At 64.0% G+C, this 16,571-nt stretch carries 10 protein-coding genes; 4 read left to right on the top strand and 6 right to left on the bottom strand.

Features of this window, described 5'->3' with window-relative positions; all coding sequences use genetic code 11:
* Positions 1 to 28 precede the first annotated feature (28 nt).
* Positions 29 to 1,318 carry an amidohydrolase family protein gene (locus tag G3N95_RS36220; RefSeq protein WP_205974889.1) on the top strand — a complete coding sequence of 430 codons (1,290 nt, stop codon included), beginning with the start codon at positions 29 to 31 and terminating at the stop codon, positions 1,316 to 1,318.
* 115 nt (positions 1,319 to 1,433) lie between these two features.
* Here G3N95_RS36220 and G3N95_RS36215 read toward each other — a convergent pair whose 3' ends face one another.
* The 6 genes from G3N95_RS36215 to fixL form a co-directional block, all read right to left on the bottom strand.
* Complete coding sequence (locus tag G3N95_RS36215) at positions 1,434 to 3,548, bottom strand: M3 family metallopeptidase (RefSeq protein WP_205974888.1); 2,115 nt, start codon at positions 3,546 to 3,548, stop codon at positions 1,434 to 1,436.
* A gap of 410 nt (positions 3,549 to 3,958) precedes the next feature.
* On the bottom strand, positions 3,959 to 4,816 hold the full coding sequence (gene folD / locus G3N95_RS36210) for a bifunctional methylenetetrahydrofolate dehydrogenase/methenyltetrahydrofolate cyclohydrolase FolD (protein ID WP_205974887.1): 858 nt from the start codon (positions 4,814 to 4,816) through the stop codon (positions 3,959 to 3,961).
* Positions 4,817 to 5,167: 351 nt separating this feature from the next.
* A complete protein-coding gene (locus G3N95_RS36205; RefSeq protein WP_205974886.1) occupies positions 5,168 to 6,082 on the bottom strand; it encodes a DUF2950 domain-containing protein in 915 nt (304 codons plus the stop codon).
* Between the two features lie 90 nt (positions 6,083 to 6,172).
* On the bottom strand, positions 6,173 to 7,495 hold the full coding sequence (locus G3N95_RS36200; protein WP_346778438.1) for a DUF3300 domain-containing protein: 1,323 nt from the start codon (positions 7,493 to 7,495) through the stop codon (positions 6,173 to 6,175).
* A gap of 390 nt (positions 7,496 to 7,885) precedes the next feature.
* Positions 7,886 to 8,530, bottom strand: coding sequence for an oxygen response regulator transcription factor FixJ (fixJ, locus tag G3N95_RS36195; RefSeq protein ID WP_012400866.1), 645 nt, complete (start codon positions 8,528 to 8,530; stop codon positions 7,886 to 7,888).
* On the bottom strand, positions 8,527 to 11,043 hold the full coding sequence (fixL, locus tag G3N95_RS36190; RefSeq protein WP_041763425.1) for an oxygen sensor histidine kinase FixL: 2,517 nt from the start codon (positions 11,041 to 11,043) through the stop codon (positions 8,527 to 8,529). Before fixL ends, fixJ begins: the two co-directional genes overlap by 4 nt.
* Positions 11,044 to 11,318: 275 nt before the next feature.
* Here fixL and aceE point away from each other — a divergent pair, with 275 nt between their 5' ends.
* The 3 genes from aceE to G3N95_RS36175 form a co-directional block, all read left to right on the top strand.
* The gene (gene aceE, locus G3N95_RS36185; protein WP_205974884.1) at positions 11,319 to 14,018 is read left to right on the top strand and encodes a pyruvate dehydrogenase (acetyl-transferring), homodimeric type; all 2,700 of its coding nucleotides are present in this window, start codon (positions 11,319 to 11,321) and stop codon (positions 14,016 to 14,018) included.
* 83 nt (positions 14,019 to 14,101) lie between these two features.
* Entirely contained in the window at positions 14,102 to 15,748 is a 1,647-nt protein-coding gene (gene aceF / locus G3N95_RS36180) for a dihydrolipoyllysine-residue acetyltransferase (protein WP_205974883.1), read from the top strand.
* Positions 15,749 to 16,021: 273 nt separating this feature from the next.
* Positions 16,022 to 16,571: biotin/lipoyl-containing protein (locus G3N95_RS36175; protein ID WP_346778437.1), on the top strand; the 550-nt coding region annotated here is incomplete at its 3' end.

Here is a 16,571-nt window from a genome sequence, read left to right as displayed (position 1 = left end):
AATCGATGTCATGCAAAGGGAGCCCTTCATGGATCTGATCATCCGTCGTGCCGCATTGCCACGCAGCGTCGCGCAACAGCGTGGTCTCGTCGACATCGGTATCGAGTCCGGCCGTATCGTTGCGGTCGAGCCGAAGCTTGCCGCGACTGCGCGTGAGGAAATCGATGCGGGCGGTGCACTTGTCACGCCGCCTTTCGTCGATGCGCATTTCCACATGGACGCCACGCTGTCGTATGGCTTGCCGCGCGTGAACGCATCGGGCACCTTGCTCGAAGGCATCGCGCTTTGGGGAGAGCTGAAACCGCGTCTGACGCAGGAGGCGCTCGTCGAGCGTGCGCTGCAGTATTGCGATTGGGCCGTCGCGCGCGGCTTGCTGGCCATCCGTACGCATGTCGACGTGTGCGATGAGCGTCTGCTTGCCGTCGAAGCTCTGCTCGAAGTGAAGCGCCGCGTCGCGCCTTATATGGATCTGCAACTGGTTGCGTTTCCGCAAGACGGCGTGCTGCGCAGCGCGGGCGCATTCGACAATCTCAAGCGCGCGATCGCGATGGGCGTCGACGTGGTCGGTGGCATTCCGCATTTCGAACGAACGATGGCGGATGGCGCGGAGTCGGTGCGGCTGCTCTGCGAGTTCGCCGCACAGAAGGGCTTGCGCGTCGACATGCATTGCGACGAATCGGACGATCCGATGTCGCGTCACATCGAAACACTTGCCGCGCAAACGCATCGGCTTGGGATGCATGGACGCGTGACGGGCTCGCATCTGACGTCGATGCATTCGATGGACAACTACTACGTCAGCAAACTGCTGCCGTTGATGCGCGAATCGGGCGTGGCCGCCATCGCGAACCCGCTCATCAACATCACGTTGCAAGGGCGCTCGGACACGTATCCGAAGCGGCGCGGCATGACGCGTGTGCCCGAGATGCTGGCGGCGGGGATCAATGTCGCATTCGGCCACGATTGCGTGATGGACCCGTGGTACAGCCTCGGCTCCGGCGACATGCTCGAAGTCGCGCATATGGGCTTGCACGTCGCGCAGATGACGGGCATCGACGCGATGCACGCATGCTTCGATGCCGTGACGGTGAATGCGGCGCGCATTCTCGGGCTGGAGCGTTACGGAATCGAGCCGGGATGCGATGCGAATCTCGTCTTGCTCGACGCACGCGATGCCGTGGAAGCGATACGCCTACGCGCGGCGAGACTGGCGGTGGTGAGCCGAGGGAAAGTCGTGAGCCGGGCGCCGGCGGCACGCGCGTCGCTATCGCTGGAAGGGCGGCCAACGGAAGTGGACTTCAAGCTGCATCGCGAATGAAAAAAGCGGGCTCGGTAAGACCGAACCCGCTTCGCATGTGCTCAAGCGACAACCTGATTCGAAGCGCCAGTAGAGGCTGGCGCTTCGGCACGCAGGTCGCAGAATCAGCGCTGCATCAATGCGCTGCGTCCGGCGCCGAACCCGGCGTCATGCCGTTGTGACGCAGCAGTGCATCGATGTTCGGCTCGCGTCCGCGGAACGCCTTGAAGGATTCCATCGCGGGACGGCTGCCGCCCACTTCGAGAATCTCCTTGCGATAACGCGTGCCCGTTGCCGCATCGAGCACGCTGCCTTTGCCCGCTTGCGCCGCTTCTTCGAACGCGGCATACGCATCGGCGGACAGCACTTCGGCCCATTTGTAGCTGTAGTAACCCGCAGCGTAGCCGCCCGCGAAGATGTGGCTGAACGTGTTCGGCCAGCGCGAGAACGCTACTTGCGGAATCACGTGGAAGCGCTCGTTGATCTCGCGTGCGAGATCGTTCGCGCTCTTCGCACCGGACGTGTCGAAGTCCACGTGCAGCTTCATGTCGAACATCGAGAACACGATCTGGCGCAGCGTGCCCAGACCGCTCTGGAAATTCTTCGCGGCGAGCATCTTGTCGAACAGATCGCGAGGCAGCGGCTTCGCCGTGTCGACATGCTGCGTCATGTCGCTCAGCACGTCCCACTCCCAGCAGAAGTTCTCCATGAACTGTGAAGGCAGTTCGACGGCATCCCATTCGACGCCGTTGATGCCCGACACGCCCAGTTCGTCGACGCGCGTCAGCATGTGATGCAGGCCGTGGCCGAATTCGTGGAACAGCGTGATCACTTCATCGTGCGTGAAGCAGGCGGGCTTGCCGCCGACGGGCGCAGAGAAGTTGCAGGTCAGATACGCGACGGGCGTTTGCACCGCGCCGGTCACGGGCTTGCGGCGCGAGCGCGCGTCGTCCATCCATGCGCCACCGCGCTTGCCTTCGCGCGCATACAGGTCGAGATAGAACTGCGCGACCAGGCCGCCGTCCTGATTCTCGACGCGGAAGAAGCGCACGTCGGGGTGCCATGTCGCCGCTTCGTCGTGGCGGATCTTCACGCCGAACAGCGTCTCCGTGACCTTGAACAGGCCTTTGAGCACGATGTCTTCCGGGAAGTACTGCTTCACTTCGTTTTCGGAGAACGAGTAGCGCTTCTGGCGCAGACGCTCGGCGGCAAACGCCATGTCCCACGGTTGCAGTTCGCTCAGGCCAAGCTCTTTTGCGGCGAACTCGCGCAGCTCGGTCCAGTCGTGCTCGGCGTGCGGACGCGCGCGCGTCGCGAGGTCTTCGAGGAACGCCATGACCTGCTCGGGCGACTCCGCCATCTTCGGCGCCAGCGACACCTCGGCGAAATTCCTGTACCCGAGCATGTGCGCTTCTTCGTCGCGCAGCTTCAGGTTCTCCGCGATGTTCGCCGTGTTGTCCCAGTCGGCGTTACCCTTGCCGTATTGCGGCCCGAGTTCCGAAGCGCGTGTGACATAGGCGCGGTACATCGTCTCGCGCATCGCGCGGTTTTCCGAGTACTGCATCACCGGGAAGTACGACGGGAAATGCAGCGTGAACTTCCAGCCACTCTTGCTTTCGCGCTCGGCCGCTTCGCGTGCGGCTTCGATCACGTCTTCGGGCAGGCCCGCCAGTTCGTCCTTGTTTTCGGCGATATACGCATACGCGTTCGTCGCATCGAGTACGTGATCCGAGAACGCCTTCGATAGCGCGGCCTGACGTTCCTGCAGTTCGGCGAAACGCGGCTTCTGATCTTCGGGCAGCTCAGCGCCCGACAGCCTGAAGTCGCGCAGCGAGTTGTTCAGGATCTTCTTGCGCTCGCCAGTCAGCGATTCGAAATCGTCGCTCGCGGCGATCGTCTTGTACTTTTCGTAGAGCGCGAGATTCTGCCCGACGCTCGACCAGAACTCCGTCACGCGCGGCAGGTTCTCGCCATATACGGCACGCAGCTCCGGCGTGTCGGCGACGGCATTCAGATGGCCGATCACGCCCCACGCGCGCGACAGCGGTTCCGTCGCGCGTTCGACGGGCTCGACGACGTCGGCCCACGATGCGGGCGTCGAAGGCTCGGCTGCGCGTTCGACGGCCGCCGTCGCGTTGGCGAGCAGCACATCGAGGGCAGGCGTCACATGTTCGGGGCGGATCTCGCCAAAGCGCGGCAGATCGGAGAAATCGAGGAGCGGATTGTCGGATGTCGATTGAGATGTGGACATGATGCTTCCTGTCTGACGCGGTAAATGGAGGCCCGGCGAAACGTCCGTCCGGGTCTGAAACGGGAGCGGCGCGCGTAGATCATGCCGGCGCCCTGCACGTCGCATATTGGGGCGCAGTTCGCCATTTCCAGTCGCGGGCCGCTTGATCGAGGCAATAGTCAGCCGATACTCAGCTAATGGCCACCGGTTGCGCAACAACTTATCAGAACTGCCGCTCGCGCGCAGTCGTAGCGGGGCCAGCCCTATTTGTACCAGAAGCAGAGGGCGGGGCAGCGGACGGCGTGAAGGTGAAGGGATGGTGTCCGCGAAGGTGCGGATGACGCGCCCGGATCGTCGGTACGGTCCGGGCGGCGGGAGGGGGCGTTACGAATTCAGGCGAGAACGCGCGTGACGCGCGCTCAGTGCCTCGCTCAGGCGTGACCGGCGGCGCGCTCGGCCGCTTCGATCGTGTTGACCAGAAGCATGGTGATCGTCATCGGGCCGACGCCGCCCGGCACGGGCGTGATATGGCCGGCCACTTCCTTGACGTTCGCGAAATCGACGTCGCCGCACAGCTTGCCGTTGTCGTCGCGGTTCATGCCGACGTCGATCACGGTCGCGCCCGGCTTTACCATGTCGGCCGTCAGGGTGTTGCGCAGACCCGTGGCGACCACGACGACGTCCGCGTCACGCGTGAACGCGGCGATGTCTCGCGTCTTGCTGTGGCAGACGGTAACGGTCGCGTCCGCCTGGAGCAACAGCATCGCCATCGGCTTGCCGACAATGTTCGAACGGCCGATCACCACGGCGTTCGCGCCCTTCAGCGTGATGCCGTAAGCCTCGAACATCTTCATCACGCCATAGGGCGTGCACGGGCGGAACAGCGGCTTGCCCGTCATCAGCGCGCCGGCGTTCGCAATGTGAAAGCCGTCGACGTCCTTCTCGGGTGCGATCGCCTCGATCACCTTGTGGCTGTCGATGTGCGCAGGCAGCGGCAGTTGCACGAGAATGCCGTGGATCTTCGGATCGCGGTTGAGTTCGTCGATCCGCGCGAGCAGATCGGCTTCCGTCATCGTTGCGGCGTAGCGGTCATACGACGAGAAGAGTCCGTTGTCCTCGCAAGCCTTGATCTTGTTGCGGACGTAGACCTCGCTCGCCGGATTGTCGCCGACGAGCACGACGGCAAGACCGGGCCGATGTCCGCGGGCGGTGAGTGCGGCGGCGCGTGTGGCGACGTCGGCGCGCAGGGTCTTGGAAAGGGCGGTGCCGTCGATCAGTTTGGCTGTCATGGTCGGTCGAGAATGGGCGTTTCGGAATGCGGCGGGGCAGGCAGGCGCAGGGCGTGTGATCACGTTGCCGCGCATGCCGCGCGTTGTGCGTGCTGCGCATGCGTTCGCGGCGCGCGCCGTAGGCGGACGCCGCGAATCGCACGGATGGCGCTCGAAGGCTGGAACGGGTCGCATGCCGGAAAGCGCACGGCGCGAAAACCGCGCCGCAGCGAAGGTCGACATTATACCGTCGAGGGGACCCAAGGGATGGCGACCGGCGATAAGAACCCATGACGCGCGACGTGGGCCGCCCGGCGCACGGCCGGCGACACACAGCCGCCGCAACACGGCGCGTGGGCGCTCAGTTCACGTTCAGGGCTGCGTCGCCTGCCAGGAAGAGTCGGGATTGAACGACGTGATCGCGGCCGCGGCGCGCGGCGTCTGCGGCCCGAGATTCTTCTCGTAGACTTGTCCGCTCTGGTTGACGATGAAGCTCATCACGCCCGTCTTTCCGTATTCGGCGGGCCACGCCACGAGGCCGAAGCCCTTCGACAACGTGCCGTCCTGCAGGTAGCTCTGCGCACCGCCATCGGCATGGGATCCCTGCGATGTGAGGATCCGGTAGTGATAGCCGTAGTACGCTTCGCCGGGCGCGATCTGATGCGGCATCGTCGCGGCGAGCGGCCCGAGCGGGCTTTCGGGCTCGCCTTCGGCTGTCGGCCAGTACAGTCCGTCGTGCTGGCCGGGCGAGCTGATGAGCTTCTGCGCGTAATGCTGCATCTGGCCGCGATAGTCGTTCTGCGCATCGACATACGCAAGCGAGGTCAGTATCGCTGCGCGTTCGTTGCGGCCGATGCGGCGCGTCAGCATCTCGTCGGTGGCGGCGGGCGTATCGAACTGCCAGCCGCGCGCCGATTGCACGATCGGAATGGGCAGCGTCCAGCCACCGTCGCCGACGGCGAGGTGCACGCTTTTACGGCCCTTGCGCGGCGCCGGATCGTCGACGATCCGATGGCCTTTTGCCCATTGTCCGAGGAACGCATAGATGTCGTCCTCGCCGATGTTCGTGGTCGGGATGTAGCGGCCGTAATTCTTGCCGAGCACCTTTTCCATCGCCGGATGGTCGCTGGTCGCGAGCGCGTTGACGAGTGCCTCGGCGGCGGCATCGGGCGTCGGGTAGACGGTTTGCGCGGCAGCGTGTTGTGCGATGGCGAGCAGCGTCGCGGCAGCCACGGCGCTCAAGGCGAGCCGGGCGCGCGTTGCGGGTCGAGTCGGGTTGCGGTTCATGTGGATCTCCTGTCGGCTGGCATCCGGGCTACAGCGAGGCTGTCCCATGTCGCGCCAGCCACATGCATGATGAAGGTGTCGAGCAGTCGTCTAGCGGCGATGGAATCCGCCGCCACCGCCGCCGTGGAATCCGCCACCGCCGCCGAAGTTGCCACCGCCACCACCGCCCTGGAATCCGCCAGCATGGCCCGCGCCGCCGCCTGCCTGGCGGCCCTCGAACTGCTGTCCGCCGCCACCCGCGCCGAGCCGGTTGTTCGCGCCGCCGCTTTCCGCGAGCGACTGCCGGCTCGATTGACCGCGCTGCAGTTCCTGACGCGAGCCCGCGGCGTCGCCGGAACCCCGCAACGCGTTGTCGCGGTTCAGGTTTTGCGCGCTGTTGCGGACCTCGCCGGCGTTGGCGCCGCCCTGATGGATGTTCTGCACGCGCTGGCTAGCATTGCCGCTCAGGTTCTGACCGGTGCGGTTCTGCAGCGTCTGCTGCGCCTGCGCCCGCGACGCGTCGCGCCCGCGATACTGGTCGCGTTGCGCAGCAAGATTGCTGTTGTTCAGGTTCGCGTTGTTGCGATTGATGTTGGCGTTGTTGCGGTTGACGTTCGCGTTCCGGTTCCAGTTCGCCGTAGCCGTGTTCGAACTGATCCGGTTATTGACGTTGACGTTGTTGTAGCGATTGACGTTGATGTTGACGTCATGCGTGTTCCAGTTGAAGCCGCCCCACAGCGAATTGGCGACGGCCACGCCCGCGCCGAACGCGAGGCCTGTCATGAAGCCGGACGCAATCGCGTAGCCGGGAGGCGGCGGCACGTAGACGGGCGGATAGGCGGGATAGGGCCACGTACCGTAGACGACAGTCGGGTTGTACGTCGGCACGTAGACCACCTGCGGATTCGCGGGCTGGATCTGGATCGTGCTCTGCTCGACGATCACTTTCTGCTGCTCGCTCGATTTCAGATTGCCCGCCGACTGCGCCTGCTTGCGCAGCCGCTGCACCGAGTCCATCACGTCGTTGGGTTGCGCGAGAAACGCGTTGCCGAGTTGCTGGACCCAGTCGGGTTTGGATGCCATCGTTGCGAGCGCCTGCGGGAACGCGACGAGCGACTGCACGCTCGGGTCCCACGGCTCCGAGGCCACGGCCTTCACCGCGTCGTCGCCCTTGTATTGCGAATTCGCTTTCGACCACGCGGCGGCCGCTTCGACATCCTGCGGGAACGTCGATGCCATCAGCACCTGGGCGAGCAGCGCATCCGGGTAGAGCGCAATGGGCGCAGTCAGTGCATCGAGCTGCTGGTTCGAGACTTTCGCGGGCGTTTGCGCGACGGCGTCAGCCGGCACGACGAATTCCGCAGCGAGCGGAAAGCCTGCAAGCGCCGCGCAGATGAGCCAGGTGCGCGGTCTGTAGGGGCCGTAACGTTTCACAATGAAAACCTCCATGCTGCGTTGCGCGCGCAGCGGCTGCGGCGCAGTGTTGTGCGATGAAGCGCCGATCGGGCGTCCGTGTATCGCGACTGATAATGGAAGTGGGCGGGACGCGCAAGAGTCATCTGCGTCGCATGGTGGGCAGGAATGCTCGATGCATCGTTGCAGTTCGCTGCACAATGCAAGTCAGTTTGGAGCGCTAATGAAATGCTCGCGACGCGCGGACGGATAGCCGGGCAGGCGGGGGCGGGCGAGGAGGAGCGATGCGGGCGCTGCGAGCGCAGCGCCGCGTGATGGCGTCAGGACGGCGCCAATAGCCTCATGCGCCCGCGCGCGTTGAAGCGCGGGCGGAGGGTCGCGGCCATCACGCGATGACGGCAGCGACGCGTCTTATTGCGCGGGCTGCGGCTTGTTGGACAACGCGAGACGCAGCAGGTCGGCCACCGTGTTCACGTTGAGCTTTTCCATGATGTTCGCGCGGTGCGCTTCGACCGTCTTGATGCTGATGCCGAGGTCGTCGGCGATCTGCTTGTTCAGGCGGCCCGCGATGATGCGCTCGAGCACCTGATGCTCGCGTGCGGTGAGCTTGCCGAGACGCTCGGCGGCGGCGCGCTGCTGCTGCACGCTGCTGCTTTCGCTGCGTGCCTTGTCGAGCATGCGCTCGACGAGCTTGCGCAGTTCGGCTTCGTCGAACGGCTTTTCGATGAAATCCATCGCGCCTTTCTTCATCGTCGACACGGCCATCGGTACGTCGCCGTGACCCGTCACGAAGATGATCGGGAGCAGCGTGTTGTCGGCGATCAGGCGCTCCTGCAGTTCGAGGCCGCTCATGCCCGACATGCGCACGTCGAGAATCAGGCACGCGATCTGGCCGGGATGCTGATGCGGCTGCCATGCGTCGATGAACTGCTCGGCGCTGGAGAAACACTGCACGCGGTAGCCGTTCGCCTCCAGCAGCCAGCGCAGCGAATCTCGCACCGCTTCATCGTCATCGACGACAAACACGGTTTCCTGTGTGGTAACTGGGGTGTTCATAGCTCTCCCGTAACGGTTTGTGGTGTCGGCGCCTCGGACCCGCCGTTGCTCGGGCCGTCAGGCTCTCCAATAGGCAGACTGCAATGGAAAGTGGCACCCGTGATGTGGCCGTCGGACTCGACGTTGTTGACCACCCACAGGCGTCCGCGATGCGATTCGATGATCGAACGGCAAATGTTCAGCCCCATGCCCATGCCATCGGACTTGGTGCTGTAAAACGGTTCGAAGAGACGTTCGGCCGTGGCTTCGTCGACGCCCGGACCCTGGTCGACGACGCTGATGCACACGAAGCCGGAATCGAGCTTCACGACGACGCGGATGACGGGATCGACGGCGTCGGGACGCGCGTCGTGCATGGCTTCCGCCGCGTTCTTCAGCAGGTTGACGAGCACCTGTTCGATCAGCACCGGGTCGACATAGATCACGGGCAGACGCGAGCGCATGTCCGTCACGATGCGGATGCGGCGCTTGCGCGCTTCGATCTCGGCAAGGCCCACGGCGTCCGCGACGATGTCGGAGACCCGGGTGGCCTGGCGTTTCGGTTCGCTGCGTTTCACGAATTCGCGGATGCGCTTGATGATCATGCCGGCCCGTACGGCTTGTTGCGCCGTCTTTTCGAGCACAGGTAGCAGGTTGTCGGGAGTTGTCCGACCAGATTTAACCAGTGCGACGGTTCCAGAGCAATAGTTATTGATGGCTGCGAGAGGCTGGTTTAGCTCGTGCGCGAGCGACGACGCCATTTCGCCCATCGTCATCAGGCGGCTCGTGAACTGCAGCTTCTCGTCTTGCTGGCGCGCGAGTTCCTGCGCCTGCTTGCGCGTGGTGATGTCGGTCGCGATCTGCATCTGCGCGAGGTGGCCGTCTACCCACTGAATGTACTGGCGGCGCACTTCGAACCACTTCTGGATGCCCTGCACATAGACTTCCTGCGCGTCGGCCGTGCTTTCCGTAAGCGCGGTGGCGGGCAGGCCGGCGAACGCGTCGACCATGTCGATCGAATCCGACGAGGCCGCCGAGCTGTCGAAGCCGCCGCCGCCCGCCAGTTCGAGATGGCCGTCGGGGCGGATGCCGAACAGGTGGCGATAATAACGGTTCGCGAACAGCAGTTCGGCTTCGTCGGCGGCGAGCACGGACACGGCGGCATCGAGGCTTTCCAGCACCGTCGTGAAGCGTTCGTGCGCGGCGGCGAGTTCTTCGCGCGCGCGCTTCGGCTCGGTGATGTCCGTCATCGACGACATCCAGCCCGTCTGGCGGCCCGAACTGTCGATCAGCGGCGACACATACAGGCGTGCGTGGAACAGCGAGCCGTCCTTGCGGCGCACGCGCAGTTCGAAGCCGGACGACGGCGCCTTGCCGCGCAAGGTCATGTCGAGCTGGCGCTGCATCTCGGGATACGAATCGCGCGGCCAGTACGGAAACGGCGCGTTCTTGCCGACCAGATCGCTTTCGTCCCAGCCCGTCATACGGCAGAACGCGGGGTTCACGTGCGTGATGCGGCCGTGCATGTCGAGCACGCGCATGCCGATCAGCACGGAGTTTTCCATCGCGCGGCGAAAGAACGCTTCCGCGTACAGCGCCTGCTGCGCCTCGAAACGCTGGCGCGTGTGTTTCCACAGACTCCACAGGCTCCACAGCACGAAACACGACAGACCCGCGACCAGCCACACGAGCGTGTTGTTCGTGAAGTTGGTCATCTGCGGATACGCGTAGACGCGCACCGACACGCCCTGGCCGGGCGGATCGAGGGGCAGGTCGTAGTACGCGTCGCGCGGCAGGCGCGGGCGCGTCGACGTGGTGGCGAGTTCGCGGTTGTTGATGTCGATGATCGAGATCTTGTACTTCGCGGACAGTTCGGGCGGGATGTCGCGCTTCAGGATCCCTTCGATCGAGAACACGGCCGCGACGGTGCCGAGAAAGTCGCGGTCGCGGTAAACGGGCGTCTGCAAAGTGATATAGCCATTGCCGACGTCGTCATACATCAGCGGCGAGTAGACCTGCCGGCGCGTGTTTTTCGCTTCGGCGAAGGCGGCCTTGACGGCCTCGTCCATCTGCTGGTCGTTCGGCTTGGCGAGGCGCTGGCCCAGCACGGGCAGCGCGTTGTTCGGCCAGCGCGGCTGCTGCGCGCTGGTGTACCAGTTCATGTAGAGGATCTCGGGATGCCCCTGCATGATGTCGGCCGTTGACACCTGGAAGGAATGCGGGTCCGCGCGGCCGGAAACGAGATCGCGCGCGAGCGCCTGGAGCTGTTCCTGCGCGCCCGTCATCGACAGGCGGATCTGCTGCTGCGCCCACGCGACGTTGCGGTACAGCGTGTCTTCCTGCTGCTGCTGTTCGCGCCGGTTCAGGCTCCACAGAATCAGGCTCATGACGACCAGGAAGACCAGGATCGACAGGAGCGGCGTCAGCAAATAGGAGTTCGACCACCACGGTCCGTGGTGCCAGCGGGAAGGCGACGAATCCGCCGACGGTCCGGCAGAGCGTGCCGAGCGTGCGAAAAGTCGATCGGTCAACATGGCTCGCATTGTAGCGCAGCGGCTGACACGCAATTGCCGCAAAAAAGCGATGAAAGTCACGCAATTCGGCGCAAACTAGCCGACGTACTTGCTGATGGCCAGTCAAACCAGGGTGCGTTGCAGCAATTTTTCGCATTATGAGAAAGACTCTCGTAATCTGAAAATTTCCTTGCGCAGGCGTTGTGGGCCTTATTACAATCGCCCGGAAGCTGCCGCGGTCGTCGTTCGTCCGCGTCGCCTGTTCACAGAGCGTTCCCCATATCCAGGAGACGAGCATGTCCGCTGTACCTGACGAAGTCCTGAAATACGTCGCCAACGCCAAAGACGATAGCGACCCGCAAGAAACGGCCGAATGGCTCGAAGCGCTTGATGGCGTGATTTCTGCTATCGGACCCGACCGCGCTCACTACCTCATCGAAAAGCAGATCGAATTTGCACGCGTGCATGGCGAGCACCTGCCTTTCTCTGCCAACACCCCGTACATCAACACGATCCCCGTCGCGAATCAGGCGAAGATTCCCGGCGACCAGGACATCGAACACCGCATCCGCTCGTACACGCGCTGGAACGCAATGGCGATGGTGCTGCGTGCCGGTAAGGACACCAACGTCGGCGGCCACATCGCGTCGTTCGCATCGGCCGCGACGCTGTACGACGTCGGCTACAACCACTTCTGGCACGCGCCGTCGAAAGATCACGGCGGCGACCTCGTGTTCGTGCAGGGCCACTCGTCGCCGGGCGTCTACTCGCGCGCGTTCCTGCTCGGCCGTCTGTCCGAGAACCAGCTCGACAACTTCCGTCAGGAAGTCGGCGGCGAGGGCATCTCGTCGTATCCGCACCCGTGGCTGATGCCGGACTTCTGGCAGTTCCCGACGGTGTCGATGGGTCTCGGCCCGATCATGGCGATCTATCAGGCGCGCTTCATGAAGTACATGCAGGCGCGTGGCATCGCGAAGACGGACGGCCGCAAGGTGTGGGCCTTCCTCGGCGACGGCGAAACGGACGAGCCGGAATCGCTCGGCGCGATCGGCATGGCCGGCCGCGAGCGTCTCGACAACCTCGTGTTCGTCATCAACTGCAATCTGCAGCGCCTCGACGGCCCGGTGCGCGGCAACGGCAAGATCATCCAGGAACTCGAAAGCGAGTTCCGCGGCGCCGGCTGGAACGTCATCAAGGTGGTCTGGGGCAGCCGCTGGGATGCCCTGTTCGCACGCGACAAGTCGGGCGCGCTGATGCGCCGGATGATGGAAGTCGTCGACGGCGAATACCAGACGTACAAGTCGGAGTCGGGCGCATTCGTCCGCGAGCACTTCTTCAACACGCCGGAACTGAAGGCGCTGGTCGCCGACTGGTCCGATGACGACGTGTGGAACCTGAATCGCGGCGGCCACGACCCGCACAAGATCTACGCGGCGTTCAAGCAGGCGACGCAGGCGAAGGGCCAGCCGACCGTGATCCTCGCGAAGACGATCAAGGGCTACGGCATGGGCGAAGCCGGCCAGGCGATGAACATCACCCACCAGCAGAAGAAGATGCAGGTGGAAGCGCTCAAGCATTTCCGCGACCAGTTCCGCCTGCCCATCTCGGACGACGAGATCGCGCACGTGCCGTATCTGAAGTTCGAGGAAGGCTCGAAGGAACTCGAATACATGCGCGCCCGCCGTCAGGAACTGGGCGGCTATCTGCCGGCGCGCCGCCAGAAGGCGGAATCGCTGCCCGTCCCGGGAATCGACGCATTCGAACCGCTGCTGAAGGGCACGGGCGAAGGGCGCGAGATTTCGACGACGATGGCGTTCGTGCGGATCCTCAACATCGTGTTGAAGGACAAGGCGATCGGCAAGCGTGTCGTGCCCATCGTGCCGGACGAGTCGCGCACCTTCGGCATGGAAGGCCTGTTCCGTCAGATCGGCATCTGGAATCAGGACGGCCAGAAGTACGTGCCGGAAGATTCCGACCAGCTGATGTTCTACCGTGAATCGGAAACCGGGCAGATCCTGCAGGAAGGCATCAACGAAGCAGGCGGCATGTCGGACTGGATCGCAGCGGCGACGTCGTACTCGACGCACGGCGAGACCATGATCCCGTTCTACATCTTCTACTCGATGTTCGGCATGCAGCGCATCGGCGATCTGGTGTGGGCCGCGGGCGACATGCGTTCGCGCGGCTTCCTGCTGGGCGGCACGGCTGGCCGTACGACGCTCAACGGCGAAGGTCTGCAGCACGAAGACGGCCACTCGCTGCTGTGGGCGGCATCGGTGCCGAACTGCCTGAGCTATGACCCGACGTTCGGCTACGAACTCGCCGTCATCATGCAGGACGGTCTGCGCCGCATGGTGCAGGACCAGGAAGACGTGTTCTATTACATCACGGTGATGAACGAGAACTACGAGCACCCGGCGATCCCGCAGGGCGAGCACGTGGCGAAGGACATCATCAAGGGCATGTACGCGTTCCGCAAGGGCGCCGACAACGCGAAGGCGCCGCGCGTGCAGCTGATGGGCGCGGGCACGATCTTCAACGAAGTGATCGCTGCCGCCGACCTGCTGAAGAACGACTGGGGCGTCGAAGCCGATCTGTGGAGCGTGCCGAGCTTCACGGAACTGGCCCGCGAAGGTCACGAAGTGCAGCGTCAGAACCTGCTGAACCCGCTCGCCGAGAAGAAGCTCTCGCACGTCGAGACGCTGCTGAAGGACGCGAAGGGCCCCGTGATCGCGTCGACCGACTACGTCCGCGCGCTGGTCGACCAGATCCGTGCGTTCGTGCCGCAACGCTTCGTCGTGCTGGGCACCGACGGCTTCGGCCGCTCGGACACGCGCGAAAAGCTGCGTCACTTCTTCGAAGTCGACCGCTACTGGACCACGGTTGCTGCGCTGAATGCGCTGGCCGATGAGGGTACGATCGAGCGCAAGGTCGTGGCCGACGCGCTGAAGAAGTACAACCTCGATGCGTCCAAACCCAACCCGATGACCGTCTAAGGCATCGACCCGCGAGCCCCAATGCGCACCTCGCCGCCCGAAGCGGGCGGGCGAGGCGCGCGCGGCCCTGGAGACAGAAAACAATGAGCCAAGCGATCGAAGTCAAGGTGCCGGACATCGGCGATTACAAGGACATTCCTGTAATCGAGGTGCTGGTGAAGGCGGGTGATACCGTCACGAAAGAGCAGTCGCTCGTCACGCTGGAATCCGACAAGGCGACGATGGATGTGCCGAGCCCCGCGTCGGGCACGGTCAAGGAAGTGAAGGTCAAGCTTGGCGACACGGTGTCGGAAGGCACGCTGATCGTGCTGCTCGACGGCGAAGGCGGCGCTGCGAAGCCCGCGCAAGGCAATGGCGCGGCAGCTCCGGCTCCCGCACCGGCTGCTGCGCCGGCGCCCGCACCCGCTGCGAAGTCGGGCGGCGTGCAGGAAGTGAAGGTGCCGGACATCGGCGACTATAAGGATGTGCCCGTCATCGAAGTGGCCGTGAAGGTCGGCGACCGCGTCGAGAAGGAGCAGTCGCTCGTCACGCTCGAATCGGACAAGGCGACGATGGATGTGCCGAGCCCCGCGGCCGGCATCGTCAAGGAAGTGAAGGTCAAGGTCGGTGACAACGTGTCGGAAGGCACGCTGATCGTGCTGCTCGAAGGCGAGGGCGGCGGTGCCGCTGCGCCCGCACCGGCACCGGCTGCCGCGAAGCACGAAGAAAAGCCGTCGGACGCGCCCGCTGCGCCGTCGCCGGCTCCCGCACAGCCGTCCGCGCTCGCGCAGGCGCCCGTGATCCAGGCAGGCGAAGGCGGCGCGCATCGCGCAAGCCACGCGTCGCCGTCGGTGCGCAAGTTCGCGCGCGAACTGGGCGTCGACGTGTCGCGCGTGCAAGGCACGGGTCCGAAGGGCCGCATTACGCAGGACGACGTCACCGCGTTCGTCAAGGGCGTGATGACGGGTCAGCGCGGCGCACCGGTTGCTGCTGCACCTGCTGCCGCAGGCGGTGGCGAGCTGGGTCTGCTGCCGTGGCCGAAGATCGACTTCACGAAGTTCGGTCCGATCGATCCGAAGCCGCTGTCGCGCATCAAGAAGATTTCCGGCGCGAACCTGCATCGCAACTGGGTCATGATCCCGCACGTCACGAACAACGACGAAGCGGACATCACCGACCTCGAAGCGTTGCGCGTGCAACTGAACAAGGAAAACGAGAAGTCGGGCGTGAAGTTCACGATGCTCGCTTTCGTGATCAAGGCGGTGGTCGCGGCGCTGAAGAAGTTCCCGACGTTCAATGCGAGCCTCGACGGCGACAACCTGGTGTTCAAGCAGTACTACCACGTTGGTTTTGCCGCCGACACGCCGAATGGTCTCGTGGTGCCCGTGATCCGCGATGCGGACAAGAAGGGTCTCGTCGATATCGCGAAGGAAATGACCGAGCTGTCGAAGCTCGCGCGCGACGGCAAGCTGAAGCCGGACCAGATGCAAGGCGGCTGCTTCTCGATCTCGTCGCTGGGCGGCATCGGCGGCACGACTTTCACGCCGATCATCAACGCGCCTGAAGTCGCGATTCTCGGCCTGTCGCGCAGCGCGATGAAGCCGGTGTGGGACGGCAAGCAATTCGTGCCGCGCCTGACGCTGCCGCTGTCGCTGTCGTATGACCATCGCGTGATCGATGGCGCCGAGGCGGCGCGTTTCAATGCGTATCTCGGGGCGATTCTTGCCGATTTCCGGCGTGTGATTCTTTGATGGTTGATGTTGTGCCGCTGGCGCCTGGTGATCATGTTTGATTCGACCATCAGGCGCTTTCGTTGAACCTGCTTTGTCGTCTCGCTTCACGCGTCGCCCCTGTGCGGGGCGGCACCTACTTTTCTTTGTCTTGCAAAGAAAAGTAGGCAAAAGAAAGCCGCGTCCTTAGCGGACGGCATTGAGCCTCCGGTTTTGTCGTCTGGGACTGACTGGTCTTCTGTTCAACGTTTCGCGACTCATCTTTCAACACGGTCAATAAGAGAAGGGGACACTATGAGTCTCGTCGAAGTGAAGGTGCCGGACATCGGCGATTTCAAGGACGTCGATGTCATCGAAGTCAATATCAAACCCGGCGACACGATCGAGAAAGAGCAGTCGCTGCTGACGCTCGAATCGGACAAGGCGTCGATGGAAGTGCCGAGCGATACGGCCGGCACAGTCAAGGAAGTCCGCATCAAGGCAGGCGAAAAAGTCTCGCAGGGCACCGTGATCGCCGTCGTGGAAACGTCGGGCGAAGCCAAGGCTGCGAAAGAACCTGAGAAAGCTGCGCCTGCTCCCGCTGCGGCCCCGGCTGCAAGCGGCGGTGGCGTGCAGGAAATCAAAGTGCCGGATATCGGCGACTATAAAGATGTGCCCGTGATCGAAGTCGCGGTGAAGGTCGGCGACCGTGTCGAGAAAGAGCAGTCGCTCGTCACGCTCGAATCCGACAAGGCGACGATGGACGTGCCGAGCCCGGCCGCCGGCGTCGTCAAGGAACTGAAGGTCAAGGTCGGCGACAACGTGTCGGAAGGCAGCGTGCTGCTGCTGCTCGAAGGCGCAGACC

The sequence above is a fragment of the Paraburkholderia sp. Tr-20389 genome, from assembly GCF_017104565.1.
In the GTDB taxonomy this organism is placed as follows: Bacteria; Pseudomonadota; Gammaproteobacteria; order Burkholderiales; family Burkholderiaceae; genus Paraburkholderia.
This window is presented reverse-complemented; position numbering and strand designations above follow the sequence as displayed.

Bases quoted from the DNA above. Each gene is read 5' to 3' on its own strand.
- G3N95_RS36220 (WP_205974889.1), top strand. From the start codon at position 29: ATGGATCTGATCATCCGTCGTGCCGCATTGCCACGCAGCGTCGCGCAA.
- G3N95_RS36215 (WP_205974888.1), bottom strand. From the start codon at position 3,548: ATGTCCACATCTCAATCGACATCCGACAATCCGCTCCTCGATTTCTCC.
- folD (WP_205974887.1), bottom strand. From the start codon at position 4,816: ATGACAGCCAAACTGATCGACGGCACCGCCCTTTCCAAGACCCTGCGC.
- G3N95_RS36205 (WP_205974886.1), bottom strand. From the start codon at position 6,082: ATGAACCGCAACCCGACTCGACCCGCAACGCGCGCCCGGCTCGCCTTG.
- fixJ (WP_012400866.1), bottom strand. From the start codon at position 8,530: ATGAACACCCCAGTTACCACACAGGAAACCGTGTTTGTCGTCGATGAC.
- fixL (WP_041763425.1), bottom strand. From the start codon at position 11,043: ATGTTGACCGATCGACTTTTCGCACGCTCGGCACGCTCTGCCGGACCG.
- aceE (WP_205974884.1), top strand. From the start codon at position 11,319: ATGTCCGCTGTACCTGACGAAGTCCTGAAATACGTCGCCAACGCCAAA.
- aceF (WP_205974883.1), top strand. From the start codon at position 14,102: ATGAGCCAAGCGATCGAAGTCAAGGTGCCGGACATCGGCGATTACAAG.